Source organism: Streptomyces sp. AC555_RSS877 (assembly GCF_019049245.1).
Taxonomy (GTDB): Bacteria; Actinomycetota; Actinomycetes; order Streptomycetales; family Streptomycetaceae; genus Streptomyces.
The window spans coordinates 73,448-90,361 of record NZ_JAGMUK010000018.1 but is presented as its reverse complement, the minus strand read 5'-3'; the positions used below and the strand labels follow the sequence as shown (position 1 = coordinate 90,361).

11 protein-coding genes are annotated in these 16,914 nt (G+C 73.2%); 3 read left to right on the top strand and 8 right to left on the bottom strand.

Annotation, left to right across the window (positions count from 1 at the left end; all coding sequences use genetic code 11):
- Positions 1-81: 81 nt before the first annotated feature.
- On the bottom strand, positions 82-1,305 hold the full coding sequence (locus KUM49_RS08530; protein WP_217236114.1) for an arginine deiminase: 1,224 nt from the start codon (positions 1,303-1,305) through the stop codon (positions 82-84).
- A gap of 131 nt (positions 1,306-1,436) precedes the next feature.
- On the opposite strand from KUM49_RS08530, the gene KUM49_RS08525 reads away from it, so the two are divergent.
- A complete protein-coding gene (locus KUM49_RS08525) occupies positions 1,437-2,474 on the top strand; it encodes an SPFH domain-containing protein (protein WP_217236113.1) in 1,038 nt (345 codons plus the stop codon).
- A complete protein-coding gene (locus KUM49_RS08520; RefSeq protein WP_217236112.1) occupies positions 2,471-3,370 on the top strand; it encodes an NAD(+)/NADH kinase in 900 nt (299 codons plus the stop codon). Before KUM49_RS08525 ends, KUM49_RS08520 begins: the two co-directional genes overlap by 4 nt.
- 19 nt (positions 3,371-3,389) lie before the next feature.
- Here the strand turns inward: KUM49_RS08520 and KUM49_RS08515 are convergent, their stop codons facing one another.
- The 4 genes from KUM49_RS08515 to KUM49_RS08500 all read right to left on the bottom strand — a co-directional run bounded on the left by KUM49_RS08515 (position 3,390) and on the right by KUM49_RS08500 (position 7,904).
- A complete protein-coding gene (locus KUM49_RS08515) occupies positions 3,390-5,165 on the bottom strand; it encodes an HEXXH motif domain-containing protein (RefSeq protein ID WP_217236111.1) in 1,776 nt (591 codons plus the stop codon).
- A gap of 117 nt (positions 5,166-5,282) precedes the next feature.
- Positions 5,283-5,495, bottom strand: a complete 213-nt coding sequence (locus KUM49_RS08510; protein WP_217236110.1) for a hypothetical protein — start codon at positions 5,493-5,495, stop codon at positions 5,283-5,285.
- 106 nt (positions 5,496-5,601) lie between these two features.
- Positions 5,602-6,729, bottom strand: coding sequence for a caspase family protein (locus KUM49_RS08505; RefSeq protein ID WP_217236109.1), 1,128 nt, complete (start codon positions 6,727-6,729; stop codon positions 5,602-5,604).
- Positions 6,726-7,904 (bottom strand): hypothetical protein, encoded by a 1,179-nt coding sequence (locus KUM49_RS08500; RefSeq protein WP_217236108.1) that lies wholly within the window; start codon positions 7,902-7,904, stop codon positions 6,726-6,728. Before KUM49_RS08500 ends, KUM49_RS08505 begins: the two co-directional genes overlap by 4 nt.
- Positions 7,905-8,054: 150 nt before the next feature.
- Here KUM49_RS08500 and KUM49_RS08495 point away from each other — a divergent pair, with 150 nt between their 5' ends.
- Positions 8,055-9,341: a cation:proton antiporter gene (locus KUM49_RS08495; RefSeq protein ID WP_217236107.1), complete on the top strand. Its 1,287-nt coding sequence runs from the start codon at positions 8,055-8,057 to the stop codon at positions 9,339-9,341.
- A 329-nt stretch (positions 9,342-9,670) separates the two neighbouring features.
- Here KUM49_RS08495 and fxsT read toward each other — a convergent pair whose 3' ends face one another.
- From fxsT to KUM49_RS08480, 3 genes are read right to left on the bottom strand one after another with little or no spacing between them, the layout of a single operon-like run.
- On the bottom strand, positions 9,671-14,257 hold the full coding sequence (gene fxsT / locus KUM49_RS08490; RefSeq protein WP_217236106.1) for an FxSxx-COOH system tetratricopeptide repeat protein: 4,587 nt from the start codon (positions 14,255-14,257) through the stop codon (positions 9,671-9,673).
- Positions 14,258-15,376 (bottom strand): MoxR family ATPase, encoded by a 1,119-nt coding sequence (locus KUM49_RS08485; protein ID WP_217236105.1) that lies wholly within the window; start codon positions 15,374-15,376, stop codon positions 14,258-14,260.
- On the bottom strand, positions 15,373-16,911 hold the full coding sequence (locus tag KUM49_RS08480) for a hypothetical protein (protein WP_217236104.1): 1,539 nt from the start codon (positions 16,909-16,911) through the stop codon (positions 15,373-15,375). Before KUM49_RS08480 ends, KUM49_RS08485 begins: the two co-directional genes overlap by 4 nt.
- Between the last annotated feature and the right edge of the window lie 3 nt (positions 16,912-16,914).

Sequence of the window (16,914 nt, the reverse complement as noted above, 5' to 3'; positions counted from 1 at the left end):
CAGGGATACGAGAACAATGACCGTGGAAGTCTATACGACCTGCGACATTTCTATACGACCTGTCGTTCGACCTCTCCGGATCTATACGCCCTCCCGTTCGACCGGACAGCTCATGCACCGCGGCCCGCCCCGCCCACGACCCAGTTCGCTCCCCGGGATCTCGATCACCTCGATGCCCTGCTTGCGCAGATGCGTGTTGGTCGTGGCGTTGCGTTCGTAGGCGACGACGACACCCGGCTCGACGGCCAGCACGTTGCAGCCGTCGTCCCACTGCTCGCGCTCGGCCGCGTGCACGTCCTGGGTGGCGGTCAGGACACGGATCTCGTTCAGTCCGAGCGCGGCGGCGATCGCGCGGTGCATGTGCTCCGGCGGATGGTCGGTGACCTTGAGCTCCTTGTCGCCGACGCCCGGCTCGATGGTGTAGGAGCGGAGCATGCCGAGCCCGGCGTACTGGGTGAAGGTGTCACCGTCGACCATCGTCATCACGGTGTCGAGGTGCATGAAGGCGCGCCCCTTCGGCATGTCGAGGGCCACGATCGACTCGGCGGAGCCGGCGTCGAACAGCTTGTGCGCGAGCATCTCGACGGCCTGCGGCGTAGTCCGCTCACTCATGCCGATGAGCACGGCGCCGTTGCCGATCACGAGCACGTCCCCGCCCTCGATGGTCGACGGATAGTCGACCTGCCCCTCCGACCAGATCCGGAACGTTTCGTCACGGAACAGCGGGTGGTGCCGGTAGATCGCCTCGAAGTGCACGGTCTCGCGCTGCCGGGCGGGCCAGCGCATCGCGTTGATGGAGACGCCGTCGTAGATCCAGGCGGAGGTGTCGCGGGTGAAGAGGTGGTTGGGCAGCGGACCGAGCAGGAAGTCGTCGAGCTCCATGACATGGAAGCGCACGGAGGTCGGCTCCTCGTGCATCTCCAGGAACTCCCGCTTGGTCATGCCGCCGACCAGAACCTCGGCCAGGTCCCGGCCGGGCAGGGTCTCGAAGGCGGCCCGGAGGTGGTCGGTGGCGAGCACCCCGTACTCCTTCTCGTCGAAGACCCGGTCCAGGACGAGCGTCCGGGCCGCCGGGATCTCCAGGGCCTCGGTGAGCAGGTCCCCGAAGAGGTGCACGGCGACACCGCGGTCGCGCAGCACGTCGGCGAACCCGTCGTGCTCGGCACGCGCCCGGCGCACCCAGAGCACGTCGTCGAAGAGGAGCGCGTCCTTGTTGCTGGGGGTGAGCCTTTTGAGCTCGAGATCCGGCCGGTGCAGGATGACGCGGCGCAGGCGCCCGGCCTCGGAGTCGACATGGAATCCCATGCCTCCATCCTGACCATTGGGGGGCGGGTTGACCCGTCGCTCACGTGTTTCCGTGACCACTTGTTTTCGTCCCCTTGACGATAATCACCTCGTCCGGTTATCGTCGCTCAGACGAAAAGCGAGGGGATCCCATGGCTGACATCACCCGGCGCCTCGGCCTGCGCCACCTGCGCGGCGCACCGACGGCTCACATCCGGCACCACCGCGCGGGCCGCCTGCTGCACGACGGGCCGGGGCTGAGCTTCTGGTTCCGGTCGCTGACCGCAGCGCTGTCGGAGATACCGGTCGACGACCGGGAACTGGCGATGACGTTCCACGCCCGTACGTCCGACTTCCAGGACGTGGCGGTGCAGGCGACGGTCACCTACCGCATCGACGACCCGGGCGTCGCCGCCGCCCGCCTCGACTTCTCCATCGACCCGGACACCGGCGTGTGGCGGGGCGCGCCGCTGGAGCAGCTCGCCACACTGCTCACCGAGACGGCCCAGCAGCACGCGCTGGACGTCCTGGCGCGTACGCCGCTGGCGGCCGCGCTGGTCGACGGCGTCAGCTCGGTGCGCGAGCGGATCACGGCCGGTCTGGAAGCCGAACCGCGGCTGCCCGCGACCGGCATCGAGGTGGTCGCCGTACGCGTGGTGGCGCTGCGACCGGAGCCCGAGGTGGAGCGCGCGCTGCGCACCCCGGCCCGCGAGCAGATCCAGCAGGAGGCCGACCGGGCGACGTACGGACGGCGGGCCCTCGCGGTGGAACGGGAACGGGCCATCGCGGAGAACGAGTTGGCCAGCAAGATCGAACTCGCCCGCCGCGAGGAGCAGTTGGTCGACCAGCGCGGCACGAACGCCCGGCGGGAGGCCGAGGAGCACGCGGCGGCGGACGCCGTACGGGCACAGGCGGAGGCGGCACGCACGGTGCGGCTCGCGGAGGCCGAGGCGGCCCGTGCCGTACGGCTGTCCCGTGCGGAGGCGGAAGGGGCGCGCGAGCTCGGCGAGGCGCGGGCCCAGGCGCAGGCCGCCTGGCTGCGGGTCCACGCGGAGGTGGACGTGGCGACGCTGCACGCGCTCACCGGGACACGGCTCGCGGAGAACCTGCCGCGCATCGAGAGCGTGACGGTGTCACCGGACGTGCTGACCGGACTGCTGGCCAAGCTGGGCGCGCGGGAGCAGGAGTGAGCCTCGCACCCCGGGTCGTCGTCGTCCATCGCACCACGGAGTACGAGGAGTTGGTGGCCCGGCACGGCACGCACGGGCAGGCCGCCTTCTTCCTGTCCTCCCGGGGCCGGGACATCGCGGAGCTCGCCGAGCGGTACCGCCGGACGCGGCAGGCGCTGACCGAGGTCGGCTCGGCGGTTCCGCTGACCTGGCGTCAGGCACGGGTGGAGCGGGCCGACCTGGACCGTTTCCTCTTCGCGCCCGAGGACGTGGTGGTCGTGGTCGGGCAGGACGGGCTGGTGGCGAACGTCGCCAAGTACCTCGGGGGGCAGCCGGTGGTGGGCATCGACACCGACCCCGGACGCAACCCCGGGGTGCTGGTCCGGCACCGCCCGCGCGACGCGGCCGCGCTGCTTCCGGCGGTCCTCACCCGCTCCGCCGGCGTCGAGGAACGCACGATGGTCGAGGCCGTCGCCGACGACACCCAGCGGGTCGTCGCGCTCAACGAGATCTGCCTGGCAGCCGTCGGACATCAGACGGCCCGATACCGCCTGGGCCTGGAGGGCGACGGGGGTGTCGTCGAGGCCCAGGCCTCTTCCGGGGTGCTCGTGGGCACGGGCACCGGGGCGACCGGGTGGATCCGGTCGGTGTGGCAGGAGCGCGGCGGCCACTGGCCCCTGCCCTCGCCCACCGAGCCACGCCTGCTGTGGTTCGTCCGCGAGGCCTGGCCGTCCCCGGCCACCGGCACGTCGTCGGTGGCCGGGGAACTCACCGCGTCGTCCGGTCTCCACATCACCGTCGAGTCGGAGCGGCTCATCGCCTTCGGGGACGGGATGGAGACGGATGCGGTGGAGCTGACCTGGGGGCAGTCGGTGCGGATCGGCGTCTGCGGGGAGCGGTTGCGGTTGGTGGGGTGAGGCGGCGCCCGGCGCCGGGTCAGCCGCTGGGCTGGGGCTGGAGCAGTTCGGGGCGGGCCAGCATGCGGCGGGCCGTGCGGCCGGGGTCCAGGGTGGCGCGGGCGACGATCCAGCCGGCGAGGGCATGCGGTTCGGCGGGGTCGGCGGCCAGTTCGTCGGCGTAACGGGCGAGCGCGGCGGCCGGGTCACCGGCGGCGAGGTGCTCGTCGGCTGTTTGCGGGGCGGTGGGACGCGTCGCGAAGACGTGGGTGCGCAGGTCCGGCCAGGAGGTGCGGTCGGGGCGAAGGCGCGGAGTGCCCGCCGGGTACGCCGAGTCGTCCACCGGAGCCACGTTGCGCAGCCGCCACTCGGTGCGGTGCAGGGCGGCGGCCGTACGGGCGCGGGCGAGGGCGGCGGCGGGGACGGGCTCGCGCAGCCAGCCGTCCAGCGTACGGGCAAGGCCGGACACCAGGGCGCGGCCCTGGACGGTGAGACGGCCCTCGGCCAGCAGCGTCCGCACGACGAGCCGGCTCTGCACACGCCGCAGCGCGAAGTGGTACCCGGCCTCGTCCTCGACGGCCGCCCGGCCGTCCCGCGCGGCGGCCATGCGGTCCCGCCAGAAGCCCGCGACGCCGGTGAAGGCGTACGCCCCGTGGAGCAGGCCGGTGAGGTGGCGCGGGTCGGGGCGCCACGGGGCGTAGTACCGCTCTTCCCGGTCGTCGTCGAGCAGGGGGAAGAGGTGGAGGAGGGCGGCCAGCTTGCTGTGCTGGAACTCGTGGACCAGCGTCTCGGCCAGGGCGAGCGCGGCGGAGGGGCGGGCTATCACCATCGCGCCGAAGGAGTCCCCGCTGGAGGCGGAGACCTGTACGGTCGGCGGGGCGGGAGGGGCCGTACGCGTACGGCCCCAGGGAACGATCGACCGGATCCAGGCCGGGTCCAGCCGCCCGGGCCCGGCCCCGCCCGGCACCGCGAGCACGGCGGCGGCCTCCTCGAACACCCGCTGCCACGCCACCGCCTCCGCGGCGTCGAGCCGGGCGGGCGGCAGGGGGTCGTCCAGGTCGCGGTAGGGATCGAGGTCGTCGAGGGGTATGCCGACGGTGCCGGCGGAGGTCAGGTGGGTGAGCCTGCGCAGGGGGAGCCAGGAGGAGGTTCCTGCTCCGGCCGCCGCAGACGTCTCGCGCGTCGGACCCCCGTACGCGGCGCCGACCTCCCCGATCCGCTCTGCCTGGCTCCCCAACCGCACCCTCCCCGGCCGGACCGTCACGGACGTCGTGTCCCCGTCGCGCCCCGGCCCCGCGAGAGTCAGCTCTCCCCCGCTCGTACGGGCGCGCCCTACCGTCAGCCCCCGTTCCCCTTCGGGCAGTCGGGCCAGACCCAGCCCCGGCAGGGTCAGCGCCCCGTCCACCAGAGGGACCCGGAGTTGGGCGTTCGTACCGGCGTACAGGGACGCCGTGACCGCCAGGGCGCACAGGTGGCCGGCCTCCGCCCACAGGGGCGGTCCCGACGCGGTGCCGTGGGCCCGGCGCAGGACGTGAGCGATCCAGCCGCCGGTCGCGGGGGCGAGCAGCAGTCGGTCGACCGGCTCGGGGGCCCGCTCGGCCGCGTCCTTCAGGACGTGCCAGGCCTCGGCGGCCGGGGTCAGCGGTGTGGGGAGGGTGTCGAGGCGGTCCAGCAGGGTGCGCAGGAGCAGTAACCGGCGGGCCCGTTCGCCTCGTTCGAGGAAGGCGACGGCCGCCGCGGAGCCACCGCCCGCGGCCAGTTCCGCGAACAGCCGCTCGGGCATCCGGAACGGGGCGGGGCTCTGCTGACTGCTCATGGTCGGGGAACCTCCGGTCGCGGGTGCGGGCATGCGAGCACCCCGACGGGCGCCCAGGGCCTCGTCAGGGTTCTGCCGTCGGGGCAAGCCCGCCCTTTCGGCGCGGGCGCCCTCCTTTTACCCCTCGCCTCCGCCCCGGATGCTGCTGCGGGCGCGCAGGACCTCCTCGAGAAGACGGGCGTTCGGGTGGAGCGGGGCGAGACCGTCCACGGCGGTCAAGGGCAGCGCCGCGAGGTCCGCCAGATCCGACTCCCAGACGTCGGCATGCCGAGCGGCGGCCGACGCGCGAGCGGTGGCTGCGGGGTGGTGCAGTGCGGGCGGCTGGTCCAAGGTGCTCCCCCTTCTCGCACGGCGGGACGCGATGCCCCGTGCCCGTGTCCTTTTCCATCATGGCCATACATGCCCGGGTCGAAAACCGTACGATCACGCCACTCGATCATTTCCGATCGTTTCGGCGTCTCACCGAGGCCTCGAATTCTCGGAGTGCCGCGTCGAGTTCGGCCGCGCGCTCAGGGTCGTCGTCGAGCGAGACCACGGCGTCGAACAGCTCCCGCAGGGCTTGCGGGTGATGCCGGGCGAGCCCGTTGAGTATGCCGGTGGCGTCCGTGCGGGCCTTCGTGTGACGGGGCAGTGTCGCCGTGACACGCGGGGTCAACGCGCCGACCACCGTCTGCCGTTCGGTGGGGTCGTACATCAACGGGTAGGCGAGCAGCGCCTCCACGGCCCGCAGCAGCGGCGAGACCGGGCGCGGGCCGGGGCCCTGGCCTGCCAGAGGAACGATCTCGGTGCGTTCGGGGCTCTGCAGCCGGATCTCGGGATACTGCAGAGTACGGCCCGCTTCCCTGAGGGCCGCGATACGCGTTCGTACGGCCGGAAACAGTTCCTCCGGATCGGGCGGGTCGGGCAGAGCGGACGCGCGGTCGGCCAGCAGACCGAGCAGCACCTCGGAGAAGAGGCCCGTGGCGCGCCCGGGGTCGTTGGCGGCGGCCCGGCCGCGCCCGGCGGCCCGCAGCAGGGTCTGCCGGTGGGCGAGGTTGCGCCGCCCCACGGGCAGTGCGTCCGGCGGCAGGGCCTCCCGGAAGCCGAGGGTCTCCTCGAAGGTCTCGCAGGCGTCCACGATCCACAGCTGCTCGGCGAAGGCGGGCACGGCGTCACCGGCGTACCGGGCGAGCGCGGAGTCCAGGTCGATGCCCAGCTTGTCGGCGGTGGTCGCGTCCGCGCAGAACAGCCGCAGGTGACCGGCCCGGTCGAGGACTCCGTGCCCGCCCCACCACACCCACAGGACGTCCCCCTGGGCCAGGGGGAGTTCCCGGACGAGGGCGCGGCGCACCGTGGCGTGGTCGGCCGGCCGGTACGGGAGGTCCGGGACGTACGGCGGCAAAGGGGCGAGGTGGAGCCGGAGCCGGTCCTGCGGCACCCCGGCGTCGCGCAGCAGCCGGTGGAAGGCGACCGCGTCCCGGGCGGGCCCGGGCAGGTCCCAGCCGGATCCGGCGTCGTACCTCTCGACACCGACGATCAGGGCGTGCACCCGGGTGGGATCCGTGACCGGCTCGCGCCCCGTCACGGCAGGCGGTCCACGATGTGCCGGTACACCGCGGGGTTGGTCCAGTAGGCGCTGTGGGCGGCGGGGAACGGCTGGCGGCTGTCGACGGCGATGTCGGTGACGCGGCCCGGGAACAGTGCGGCGCCGAGGTAGGAGAGCAGGTCGCGGGGGTCGTACAGGTTCAGCCAGTCCGGGACGTGCGGCGGCAGCGGGACGGGGTGGTCGAGCGTGGGCAGGGCGCCGGACTCGTACAGGAAGGGCCCCTGGGAGCCGGCGGTCACCAGGAGGCGGACCTGGGGCAGCGGGGCGGCGATCAGCGTGTCCAGGGCGATGATCCCGCCGAGGCTGTGGCAGACCAGCGCCACGGGTGGCTCCAGGCCCGCGACGAGCGTGCGCAGGTCCGCGCGGACCGCCTCGCCGCGGCTGAGGTAGCGCAGGATGTCCGCGGCGGCGGGGTGCGCGGCCTCGGTGAGGGCGCGCCGACGGCGTACGACGGCATGGGACGCGGCGGATCCGGCGGCCCGCAGCAGCAGGGAGCGCAGGCCGCGTTCCGTGCCCCGGGGCGGTGCGCCGAGGGCTTCGGCGAGCCGGTCGACCACGGCGTCCCGGGTGTCGCCGACCGGAACGAGCGGCGTGTCGGCGTCCAGGGCGTCGGCGATGACCCGGGCGGCCAGGCTGCGGGCGGCGATAGGGGCGAGGTCGTCGGGGCCGAGGGCGCCGGCGGCGGGGCCGAGCAGCGGATGGGCGGCGAGGCCGGTGGCCGCGCGGGCCAGCCCGGGGCCCAACTCGGCGGCGAGGGCGTCCCCTCGGGCGGCGAGCGCGGCCAGCCGGGCCTGGAGCTCCTGTTCCGGCGGTACGGAACCGGGCGGGCGCTCCACGACCAGGTCACCGCCGGCCGCGGCGAGGGCGAGCTCGGCGTACGGGTCGGTGTAGAGGGCGGCCCAGGCGGCCGCGGTGTCGTCATCGACGGCGGCCGGGGTTTCGGCGAGGCCGATGCCCCGGGCCGTACCCCCCGCCTGCGCGGGCAGACTCGCCCCGCCTGCGGCGAGCGTGGCGCCGTGCGTGCCTCCCCAGTAGTACGGCACGATGCGCAGTCCGTCGCGCAGGGCGGTCAGCCCGGCCGCCACGCGCCCCGCGAGCTTCGAGAAGCCGGGTTCGCGCACTCCTGTGCCGTGAATGAAGACGACCGCCGTCATGTGCCCCCCGTGACACCCGTGCAGCGTTGTGTACGACTTCCGTTGCGACGTCAACTTACCAGTATCATAAGGAGGTTGGGGTCGAGCACACATGCGAAGACCCTCAAGAGGCCGGAGACGGCCCCGACAACTGGACACCAGGGGGACACCGTGAGCCCTGACACGATGATCACGCATTTCGTGGGGGCCTCGGCCCTGATCCTGGTGGCCGCACACGCCGCCGGCTGGCTGGCACGGAAGCTGAAACAGCCCTACATCGTCGGCCAGTTGACCGCGGGCATAGCGCTCGGCCCCTCACTGCTCGGCAGCCTGGCACCGGACACCTACGACAAGCTGTTCCCCGACGGCATCGGTCCGGCCCTGACCGGGTTCGCGCAGTTCGCCCTGGTGGTGTTCCTGTTCGCGGTGGGTTACGAACTGGACCTGAAGGTCCTGGGCGCACGGGCGCGCACGGCGGTCACGGTGGCGCTGGCGGCCTTCGTGGTGCCGATGGCCGTGGGCAGCGGCTGTGCACTGCTGTTCCAGGCGCAGTTGCGGGACCTGGGCATGCCGCGGGACCTCTCCCCCGCCATGGTGGTGTTCGCCGGGGTCGCCCTGTCGATAACGGCGGTGCCGGTGCTGACGGCCATAGTGCGGGAGAACGGCCTGGCCCGTACGGTGCCCGGCGTGGTGGCCGTGTCGGCGGCCGGACTGCTCGACGTGATCGGGTGGACCGTGCTGGCCGGGACGCTGATGGACGGCGACAGCGGCGAGCACGCGCTGGGATGGCCGTGGCGGGCGCTGCTCGCGGTCGGCTTCACCGCCCTGATGCTGGTGTGCGCCCGGCCACTGCTGCTGCGGCTGCTGTGGGGGCCGCGGACGCGGATGGAGCCCTCGCTGCGACTGGCGTTGCTGATCGGTTTCGCCCTCGGGTCGGCCTGGGTCACGCACTCCCTCGGACTGCATGTCATCTTCGGCGCGCTGCTCGCCGGGGTCGTCGTGCCCCGGGAGGAGGGCGGAACCCTCGATCCGGAACTGGTGCGGCCGCTGCACGACGTCAGCTCGCTGCTCCTGCCCTTCTTCTTCGTCGTCTCCGGGCAGTCCGTCGCACTGAACACCATGGACGCCACGGGCTGGGTCGCCCTGCTGGTGGTGACCGTCCTGGCGATCACGACGAAGATCGGCAGCGGGACGGTGGCCGCACGGCTGGGCGGGCTGGACCGGGACGACGCGCGGACCGTCGGGGTCCTGCTGAGCGCCCGCGGCCTCACCGAACTGATCGCCCTGAACGCGGGACTGCAGGCGGGCCTGTTGAGCAAGCCGCTCTACACGGTCCTGGTCTTCATGGCCCTGGCGACGACCCTCCTCACCCAGCCCCTGCTCCTCCTGGTCCGCCGCCTGGCCGAACGCCCCCACACGGTCCATGCGGACCCCGTCCCCGCGGCAGACCTGGGCTGACGCCCCATCGCGGGGAGGCTTGACACCCCAGGCGCGCGGGGAACTGCGCGACCAGTCCACACCGTCGCGACAACCCCGCCTCCCCGCCACAGACATACGCTGCCACCCCACCGCGGGAAGGCTTGACACCCCAGGCGCGCGGGAAACTGCGCGACCAGTCCACACCGTCGCGACAACCCCGCCTCCCCGCCACAGACATACGCTGCCACCCCACCGCGGGAAGGCTTGACACCCCAGGCGCGCGGGAAACTGCGCGACCGGCGCCCACCGGCCCGCACTGTGAAAACAACCCGCGCCCACCCCGACAACCCCCGCCCGACCGCCGGAGGCTACAGCGGCATCGGCGCCATGTCGCACTCGATCCGCCGCCGCTGGCGGGCCGCCAGCAGCCACGGGTGGTCGGCCCGCAGGATCCGGGTGAAGCCGTCCACTGCCTTGCGCTGAAGTTCGTCCGCCTCCGGGCCGCGGCCAAGCCCCCGCAGGTCCAGCGCGAGGTTGGCCGTGCAGGAGAGGGTGAGCGGGTGGTCCTCGCCCGCTACCTCGGCGAGCAGCGGCAGATTGGCTTCGTCGATCTCGTGCGCCCGCTCGAAGTCCAGGCGGGCGTACGCCGTGTTGGCCTGGCCGATGGCGACGGTCAGGGTCATGACGTGACGGTCGCCCACCGTGTCGGCCAGTCGGTCTGCCGCGGCGTCCTCGTGCTCCTGCGCGGCGTCGAGGGACCCGAGCGTCCGCAGCGTGGCGGCCAGGTTGGCGCGGGCCAGCAGCGTGTACGCGTGGTCCTCGCCGAGACTCTGCTCGTAGCGCCGCAGGGTCACGTCGGCCAGCTGGCGGGAGCTGTCGAGGTCACCGGACAGGCGCTGGTCGACGGCCAGGTTGATCGCCGTGGACAGCGAGTCGAAGTGGTCGGGACCGTAGCGGGCGACGAAGCGCCGCAGGGTCTCCTCGGCGAGCTTGGCGGCCTCGGCGAGCGCCCCGTCGCGGCGCCGGCACACCGCGAGGTTGCGGGCGATGCGCAGGGTGAGCGGGTGTTCCTCGCCGAGCGCGGTGCGCGCCCGCCGGTGGACGTCCTCCTGGAAGTCACGGGCGCCTGGGTAGTCGCCGCTTTCCCGCATGTCGATGGACAGGGCGTTGAGCGTGTTGAGAGTGAAGAAGCTGGCAGGGCCGAACAGCAGGTCACGCAGCCGGGCGTTCTCCTGGTCGAGTGGCAGCGCCTCCTTGAACTGGCCGCACAGCCGCAGGTCGACGACCCAGTTGTGGGTGGCACTCAGGGTGACGGGGTCGTCGGAGCCGAACAGGGACCGGGCCAGCTCGGTGGCCTCCTGGCCCAGGTCCCGCGCTTCCTGGAACCGGCCTTGGTAGCGGCGGGCGTCGGCCATCTGGCTCAGGGAGTGGATCAGTTCCTCGGGCTCGACGTCTTGGCGGCGGGAGGCCTCCAGCGCCTTCTCGTTGAGAGGGATCGACTCGGGTACCTGTCCGATTTGCCGCAGCAGGAACGAAAGGCTCTTGGTCATGCGAATGACCTGGAGGTCGTCCTCGCCGGAAGCCGCGAGCCAGGCGTTCCACGCCTGCCGGGCGTAGTCCGCGGCGCCTTGGTGGTCTCCCCAGTAGTAGAGGAACCACACGGTGTCGGAGACCAGGTCCCGCACCCAGGTGTCGGAACTGGCCACCGACTCCGAGGCGAGCACGTGCGGCAGCAGTGCCTGGTAGGCGGGCCACTCCAGCGACGAGCCGTAGGGGCCCGGCTTCGCCGCCGACAGCAGCTGGTGCGCGGCGTTCCGCATTCGCTCCCGTTCCTCGGGGTTCAGCTTGGCGAGCAGTACGGTCTGCAGCAGGCGGTGCATCTGCAGACTGTCGGAGCGGGGGTCCACCTTGATCAGCGAGAACTGGCTGAGGTCGCGCACCGCGCGGTTCAGCCGGATCGACTCGCGCAGCAGCGGGTCGATCTCGGCGGTGATGCTGACGCCCCGGCTGCCGCGCAGCATGGACCGCGGGATCGGCTCGGGGGCCATGCTGGCGCAGATGTCGAGGAGCTGCCGGGCGCCGGGGTTGTTCTGCTGGATCCGCTCCAGCGAGATGTCCCAGGCGGCGGCGACCGAGACCGGGTAGTCGGGGGCCGGGTCGAGTTCGAGGATCTCGGGGCTGCGCTGGGCGAGCAGGTCGAGGTACTCGTCGACGAGCATGCCGGTGACCGCGCGCCAGGCGCCCGCCTGCTCGACGGCGAGCGGCAGGTCGCCCAGGGCCTCGGCGAGCCGGTCGGCGTCCTCGGCACTCAGGTCCGGCGAGCGCCTCTGGAGGAGTTCGATGGACTCCTCGCGCTCGAAGACGTTCACCGGCAGCGGGGTGGCGACCCGTTCCCAGGCCCGGTTCCGGGAGGTGACGATGACCTTGCCGGGCCCGTTGGTGGGAAAGTAGTTGCGTACCGCCTCGACGTCCTCCGCGTTGTCGAAGACGAGCAGCCAGTTGTCGTACGGCGCCCCGGCGCGCAGTGCCTCCAGTACGGCGGGCACGGCGGTGTTGGCGGCGGGGGCGCCGAGGCTGTCCTGACCGGTCGGGGCGACGCCCAGCTGGGCGGCCAGACTGGCGAGGGCGGCCAGGATGAGGCTCTCGCGCTCGGCGGGGATCCAGCAGATCACCTTGTAGTCGTGCTGGTGGGTGTAGATGTACTCCAGCGCGAGCTGGGACTTGCCGACGCCGCCGAGGCCGTGCAGTGCGTGCGGCAGGACGGCCGCGGTGTCCTGGGCGCTGAGCTGCTCCTCCACGGACCTCAGCAGCGTCTGGCGGCCGACGAACGACGTGTTCCTGAGGGGAACGTTCACCAGAAGAGCCGGTGTTGCGGTCGTGGTGCTCTGCATGAGCTGCTCAGCCTCCGGGGCTTCTTGTTGGATCGCGTCGGTTACCAGGCTTTGCACGGGCGGTTCTCCAGGTCCGTCGGGGACGTCTGCTGGATCCCTGCCATCTCCGCCGCCCGCTGACCCCCCGCTGCCCGCGTGGTTCACCTCAGGGAGTGAGGCGGCGGGCAAACGGACAGCCACCCGTTCGGCCGCACCGGACCCGAGCCTGGCGAGGTTGGGTTCGATGCGTCTGGCGCGTTCGGAGTACGGTCCCGACAGCGCGCGCATCACGGCCAGTTCGCTGCGTACCCAGCCGTGCTCGGCGGGGTCGGGCAGTGTGGTGCCGGTCGGGTCGCGCAGGGCGGCGCGCAGGGCGACGCCCCGTGCGCCGGCGGCGGGCAGCTCGCCCACCACGCTGACGGTGCGGGCGAGTTGGCTGCGGGTCGTGGTGGCCAGCAGCGCCTCGCGGACCCCGTCGGCGAACTCGGGACGGCCCTCGCCGCCGCTGTCCCAGTCGATCAGCCCGCCCATAAGGATCTCGGCGAGGTGGTCGGGTCCGGTCTCCGGCATGGTGCGCCGCCGCAGCTGTTCCACGAGGTCGAACTCGAAGGGGATCGTGGCGAGTTGGGTGGCGAGTCGGCGTGCGGCGGGGGTGGCGAGGGTGAAGAACCGGCGTACGGCGGCGGTGGCGGCTCGCGGGAAGCGCGGGGCGCGCAGTCCGGGCGCCGGGGCGCCCTTGGTGAGGGTGCCGGCCAGGACGACGGGCAGGGCGCGGCGGACTCCGCGCTCCGAGGTGACGAGGTCGGCCCAGGCGGCGACGGATCCGGCCTTCAGGGACAGCACCGGCACCGGCACCGAGCCGTCGCCCGCAGCGGGCAGCGGGCGCAGCGGGTCGGGGCCGCCGGGCGGCGCCCAGTGGGCGAGGCCGTCGTTGGCGGCGCCGAAGCCGCCGGCCTCCAGAACCGCCTGGTAGGGGTAGAGGGAGGAGCGGTGGCGCAGGTGCGGCGGCAGCAGGTGCACGAGGGCGGTGGGGCCGGCGTGGGCGAGCCGGCCGAGCAGTTCGTCGGCGGCGGGCGCGGCCCAGCCGTGGGCGAGGCCGTCGGTGACGACGAGGAAGATGCGGCCGCCGCGTCCGTCGAGGAGTTCGGCGGGGTCGGCGGCGGTCCGTCCGGTGCTCCAGCGCAAGGTGGCGGACCCGGAGCGCGGCACGTTCACCCGGACCGTGCGCACGCCCCGGAAGGCGCCGCTGTGCTCGGCGGCCCGGGCGAGCCGGCCGGCGGCCTCCTCCCAGATGCGCATGGTGGGCGCGTCGTCGGTGAGCACGACGAGGTCGAAGGTGGAGGTACGGGCGGGCCGCAGGAACGGCATCCACATGCCGTCGACGAGGCCCTGTTCGGCGGTGGTCTCCTCGTCGAGCTCCAGGGTGTCGCGGGAGGGGATGCGCCGGGCGAGCTGGTGCAGGGCGCGCGCGAGCAGGGCGGTGGCCCGGCCGGGCGCCTGTTGCGGGCGGTCGTCGGGCAGCAGGGGTCGCCCCACGTGCAGCGCGAAAGGCCCTTCGGGATCGGGTAACAGCCGGACGGGGACGGCGAGTTCACCACTGACGCGGTCGGTGTCCGACAGTCCGGGCCGGTGCGCGGGGTCCCCGAGCGGCGGGACCTGCAGGCCGGGGGTGCCGGCGTCGGTGGGCGAGCGCCGTGGCGGCTGCACGGCATCGGCGGCGGGGCCCGCCCTGTCGACCGCGGGCGCGTCGGGGTCCCGTACGGCGGCGGCGTCCGTACCGGCGTGCGGTGGGGTCGTGGGTGTGGTGTCGGGGTGCTGCGCCGCGTCCTCGCCGGCCGGGCGGTCGTGGTGGGACCAGTGGGCGGCGAGCCAGACCGCGTCGGCGACCTCCTGCCAGCGCGGCGCGGACTGTTCCTCGACGTGGGGCGGGCGGGCCGGTGCGTCCTGGTCCAGGGCGGCGGGGAAGGTCGCTCCGTGCTCTCGCGGGTTCTCGACGGACTCGGAGAACGCCGAAGGAGGCGACGACCCCGAAACGGGACCTTCGTCGCCGAGCCCGGACGCGCGCTCCCTGGGAAAGCCGGTCATTCAGCGGCCCTTCGCGAGGTCGCGGAGCAGCATTTCCACGAGCTTACGCCCGTCACCATCCGCCTGGAAACCACCCGCGGTAGTCATCTGGACAGCGTTGAGTAGCTGGTCGAGGGAGTGGGTTCCGCCGGCCTGGACCCGCTGAACGAACAGGTCGACCAGGTCTTCGGTGCCCTGCGGGCGGGCTCCGAGGTGTCCTTCGACCATGGCCAGGAGTTGTTGTCGGGTGGGGGTGCGCATCTCCAGCGGCAGACAGCGCCGGCGGAAGGCCGCGGGGAACTCGCGCTCCCCGTTGCTGGTGATCACCACGACCGGGAACTCCCGCGCTTCGACCCGGCCGCCGCGCACCAGGGCGTGACCCCCGGGGTCGCTGGTGTGGACGCGCGCGGTGTCCGCGGCGTCGCGCACCAGCTCGGGGACGTCATAGTTTCCGTTCTCCAGGACGTGCAACAGGTCGTTCGGCAGGTCGATGTCGCTCTTGTCGAGCTCGTCGACGAGAAGCACACGGGGACGATCGTAGGGCAGCAGGGCGGTGCCGAGGGGGCCGAGGGTGATGAAGTCGCCTAAGGAGGGCGGGAGTTGACGATCTCTTGACGAGAGGGCCGTGTTGACGTCCTCGACGGGCCCCGCACCGGGGGCCTCGCCGGCCGCCCGCGGGCCGGCCGGTTCGGTGAAGCCCGCGTCCCTCAGTCCCGCCTGCCAGGCGGCGATGGACTGGGCCCGTCCCATGGCGTCATGGACGTACAGGCCGTCGCGCAGGGTCGTACGGCTGACGATGTTCCACTCCAGAACCCGGCCCAGGCCCAGTTCGCGGGATATCAGGTAGGCGAGGGTGGACTTGCCGACGCCGGGCGGGCCGGTGATCAGCAGGGGCCTGCGCAGCAGCAGGGCGGCGTTGACGGTGTCGATCTCGTCGGGGCCGAGCTGCGGGGTGACGTCGCCGGGGCCCAGGCGGCGCAGTGCGGCCTCCGGGTCGTCCGGCGGGGCCGGCTGGAGCGGTTCGCCGCGGAACCGGCGCCAGGGCGGCGGCTCCGGCAGCCGGGGCGGGACGGTGGGGGCGCTGCCCGTGGCGTGGAAGACGCGCCAGCCGTTCGGGGACGTCTGCTCGTGCGCGCTCATGCCGGTGCCTCCTCGCCGGCGAGATCGCCGGGATCGATGTCAACGAGCCGGGTGGGGTCGTCCCAGAAGAAGCCGATGTGACGGCCGAGGAACCGGCTCGGCCCCAGGTTGTTCAACTCGGCCTTCTGGCGCAGCCGGTGAATGGCCGTCGGGATCTGCGCGGGGGTCGGCACGGCGGCGAACACGGCGGTCACCACCTCCCGGCGTTCCTCGTCGAAAACCCCTCTGCGGTCCCAGACCGCGAGTCCGATCCCTTCCGCGATGGCGGCCTTGAGCGCCTCCAGGGCAAGGCGGTCGGCCGGGGCGTCCAGCACCACGGCCGTATGTCTGTTCTCCCCAGCGAGCACCGCCTGCCATGCGTCCAGGCGCCCACCATCCGGTTCACTCCAGCCGTGCACCGTGACCCCGTGCTCCCGCAGGACGCGCCAGCGCTCCCGCCACTGCTCCCTGACCAGGGTGTCCTTGCTGCGCATGCGCTCCAGGCTCCGCAGGTGCACCCCGTACTTCAGCCCGAGCGGCAGCGGACGCCCGTCGCCGATCCGGTGCGTCAGCGCGGCCACGTCATGGTTGAGAAGGTCGTACGGCAGCAGGAACTCGATGTACGGCGGCGGCTGCAGTCGGCCGCCGGGGTCGGGTTCGCGCGGCACCGACCAGAGCCGGGCGCCCTGCCCGAGGGCCTGTTCGACGGCGGTGCCCAGGCCGTCGAGGGTGGTGGTGGCCGGTTCGCCGGGCTGGGGGTTCCAGTGACCGGGGACGGTGTTGAGCCAGGGTCGTACGACGATCTCGCCGGTGCCGTCCCGGGCCGGCTCGACGGCGACGATCAGGCAGCGCGGGATGTCGGGGTCGCTCACCGCGGCGGGGCGGGCGGCCCTGCGCCGCTCCAGTTCCTTGGTGAGCCCGGCGCGTCGGGCCCAGTCGTCGGCCCAGCCGGAGAGGGCTGCGCGATGGCCGGGGGCGAGGGCGAGCCGGGCCGCCCGGTCCAGCAGGAGCACGGCGGGCGGCAGACCGTCGGGCTGGGTGTTCCACTCCAGGACGTGGGTCAGCAGCTGCTCCGGTAAGAGCCCGGTGGGCAGGTCGAGGCCGTTGAGCTCGCCGACCAGGTCGTCGCGCAGCCGGCTCGCGGAGATCTCGCCCTTGGCCAGGACGGCGCGGGCACTGCTCTCGTCGTCGCGGCTGAGGGGGCCGAGCGGCGTCTCGAGGGCGGCGGCCGGGAAGGGGTCGATCAGCCGGTCGAGTTCGTCGCCCGCCGGGTTTCCTTCGAGGAGGCGGACCACCCCGACCAGTACGCGTTCCCCGCCCGCCACGTTCAGCGCGACGCGCACCAGCGCCACCACGTCCTCGCGTTGCCGGACACCTCGTACGTCGACCGGCCGGCCGAGGTGCTGTCCGAGGACCGCGGCGAACTGGCGGCGGCTCTCGGAGTCCTCCGTGCAGCTCAGCTCGCACAGGCCGTCGGTCAGGTCCTGGAGGAGCCGAAGTCCCCGCGGGCGCGCGGAACCGCCCTCGGGCCCGTCCCACCCCGCGCCTGTCTCCACCGA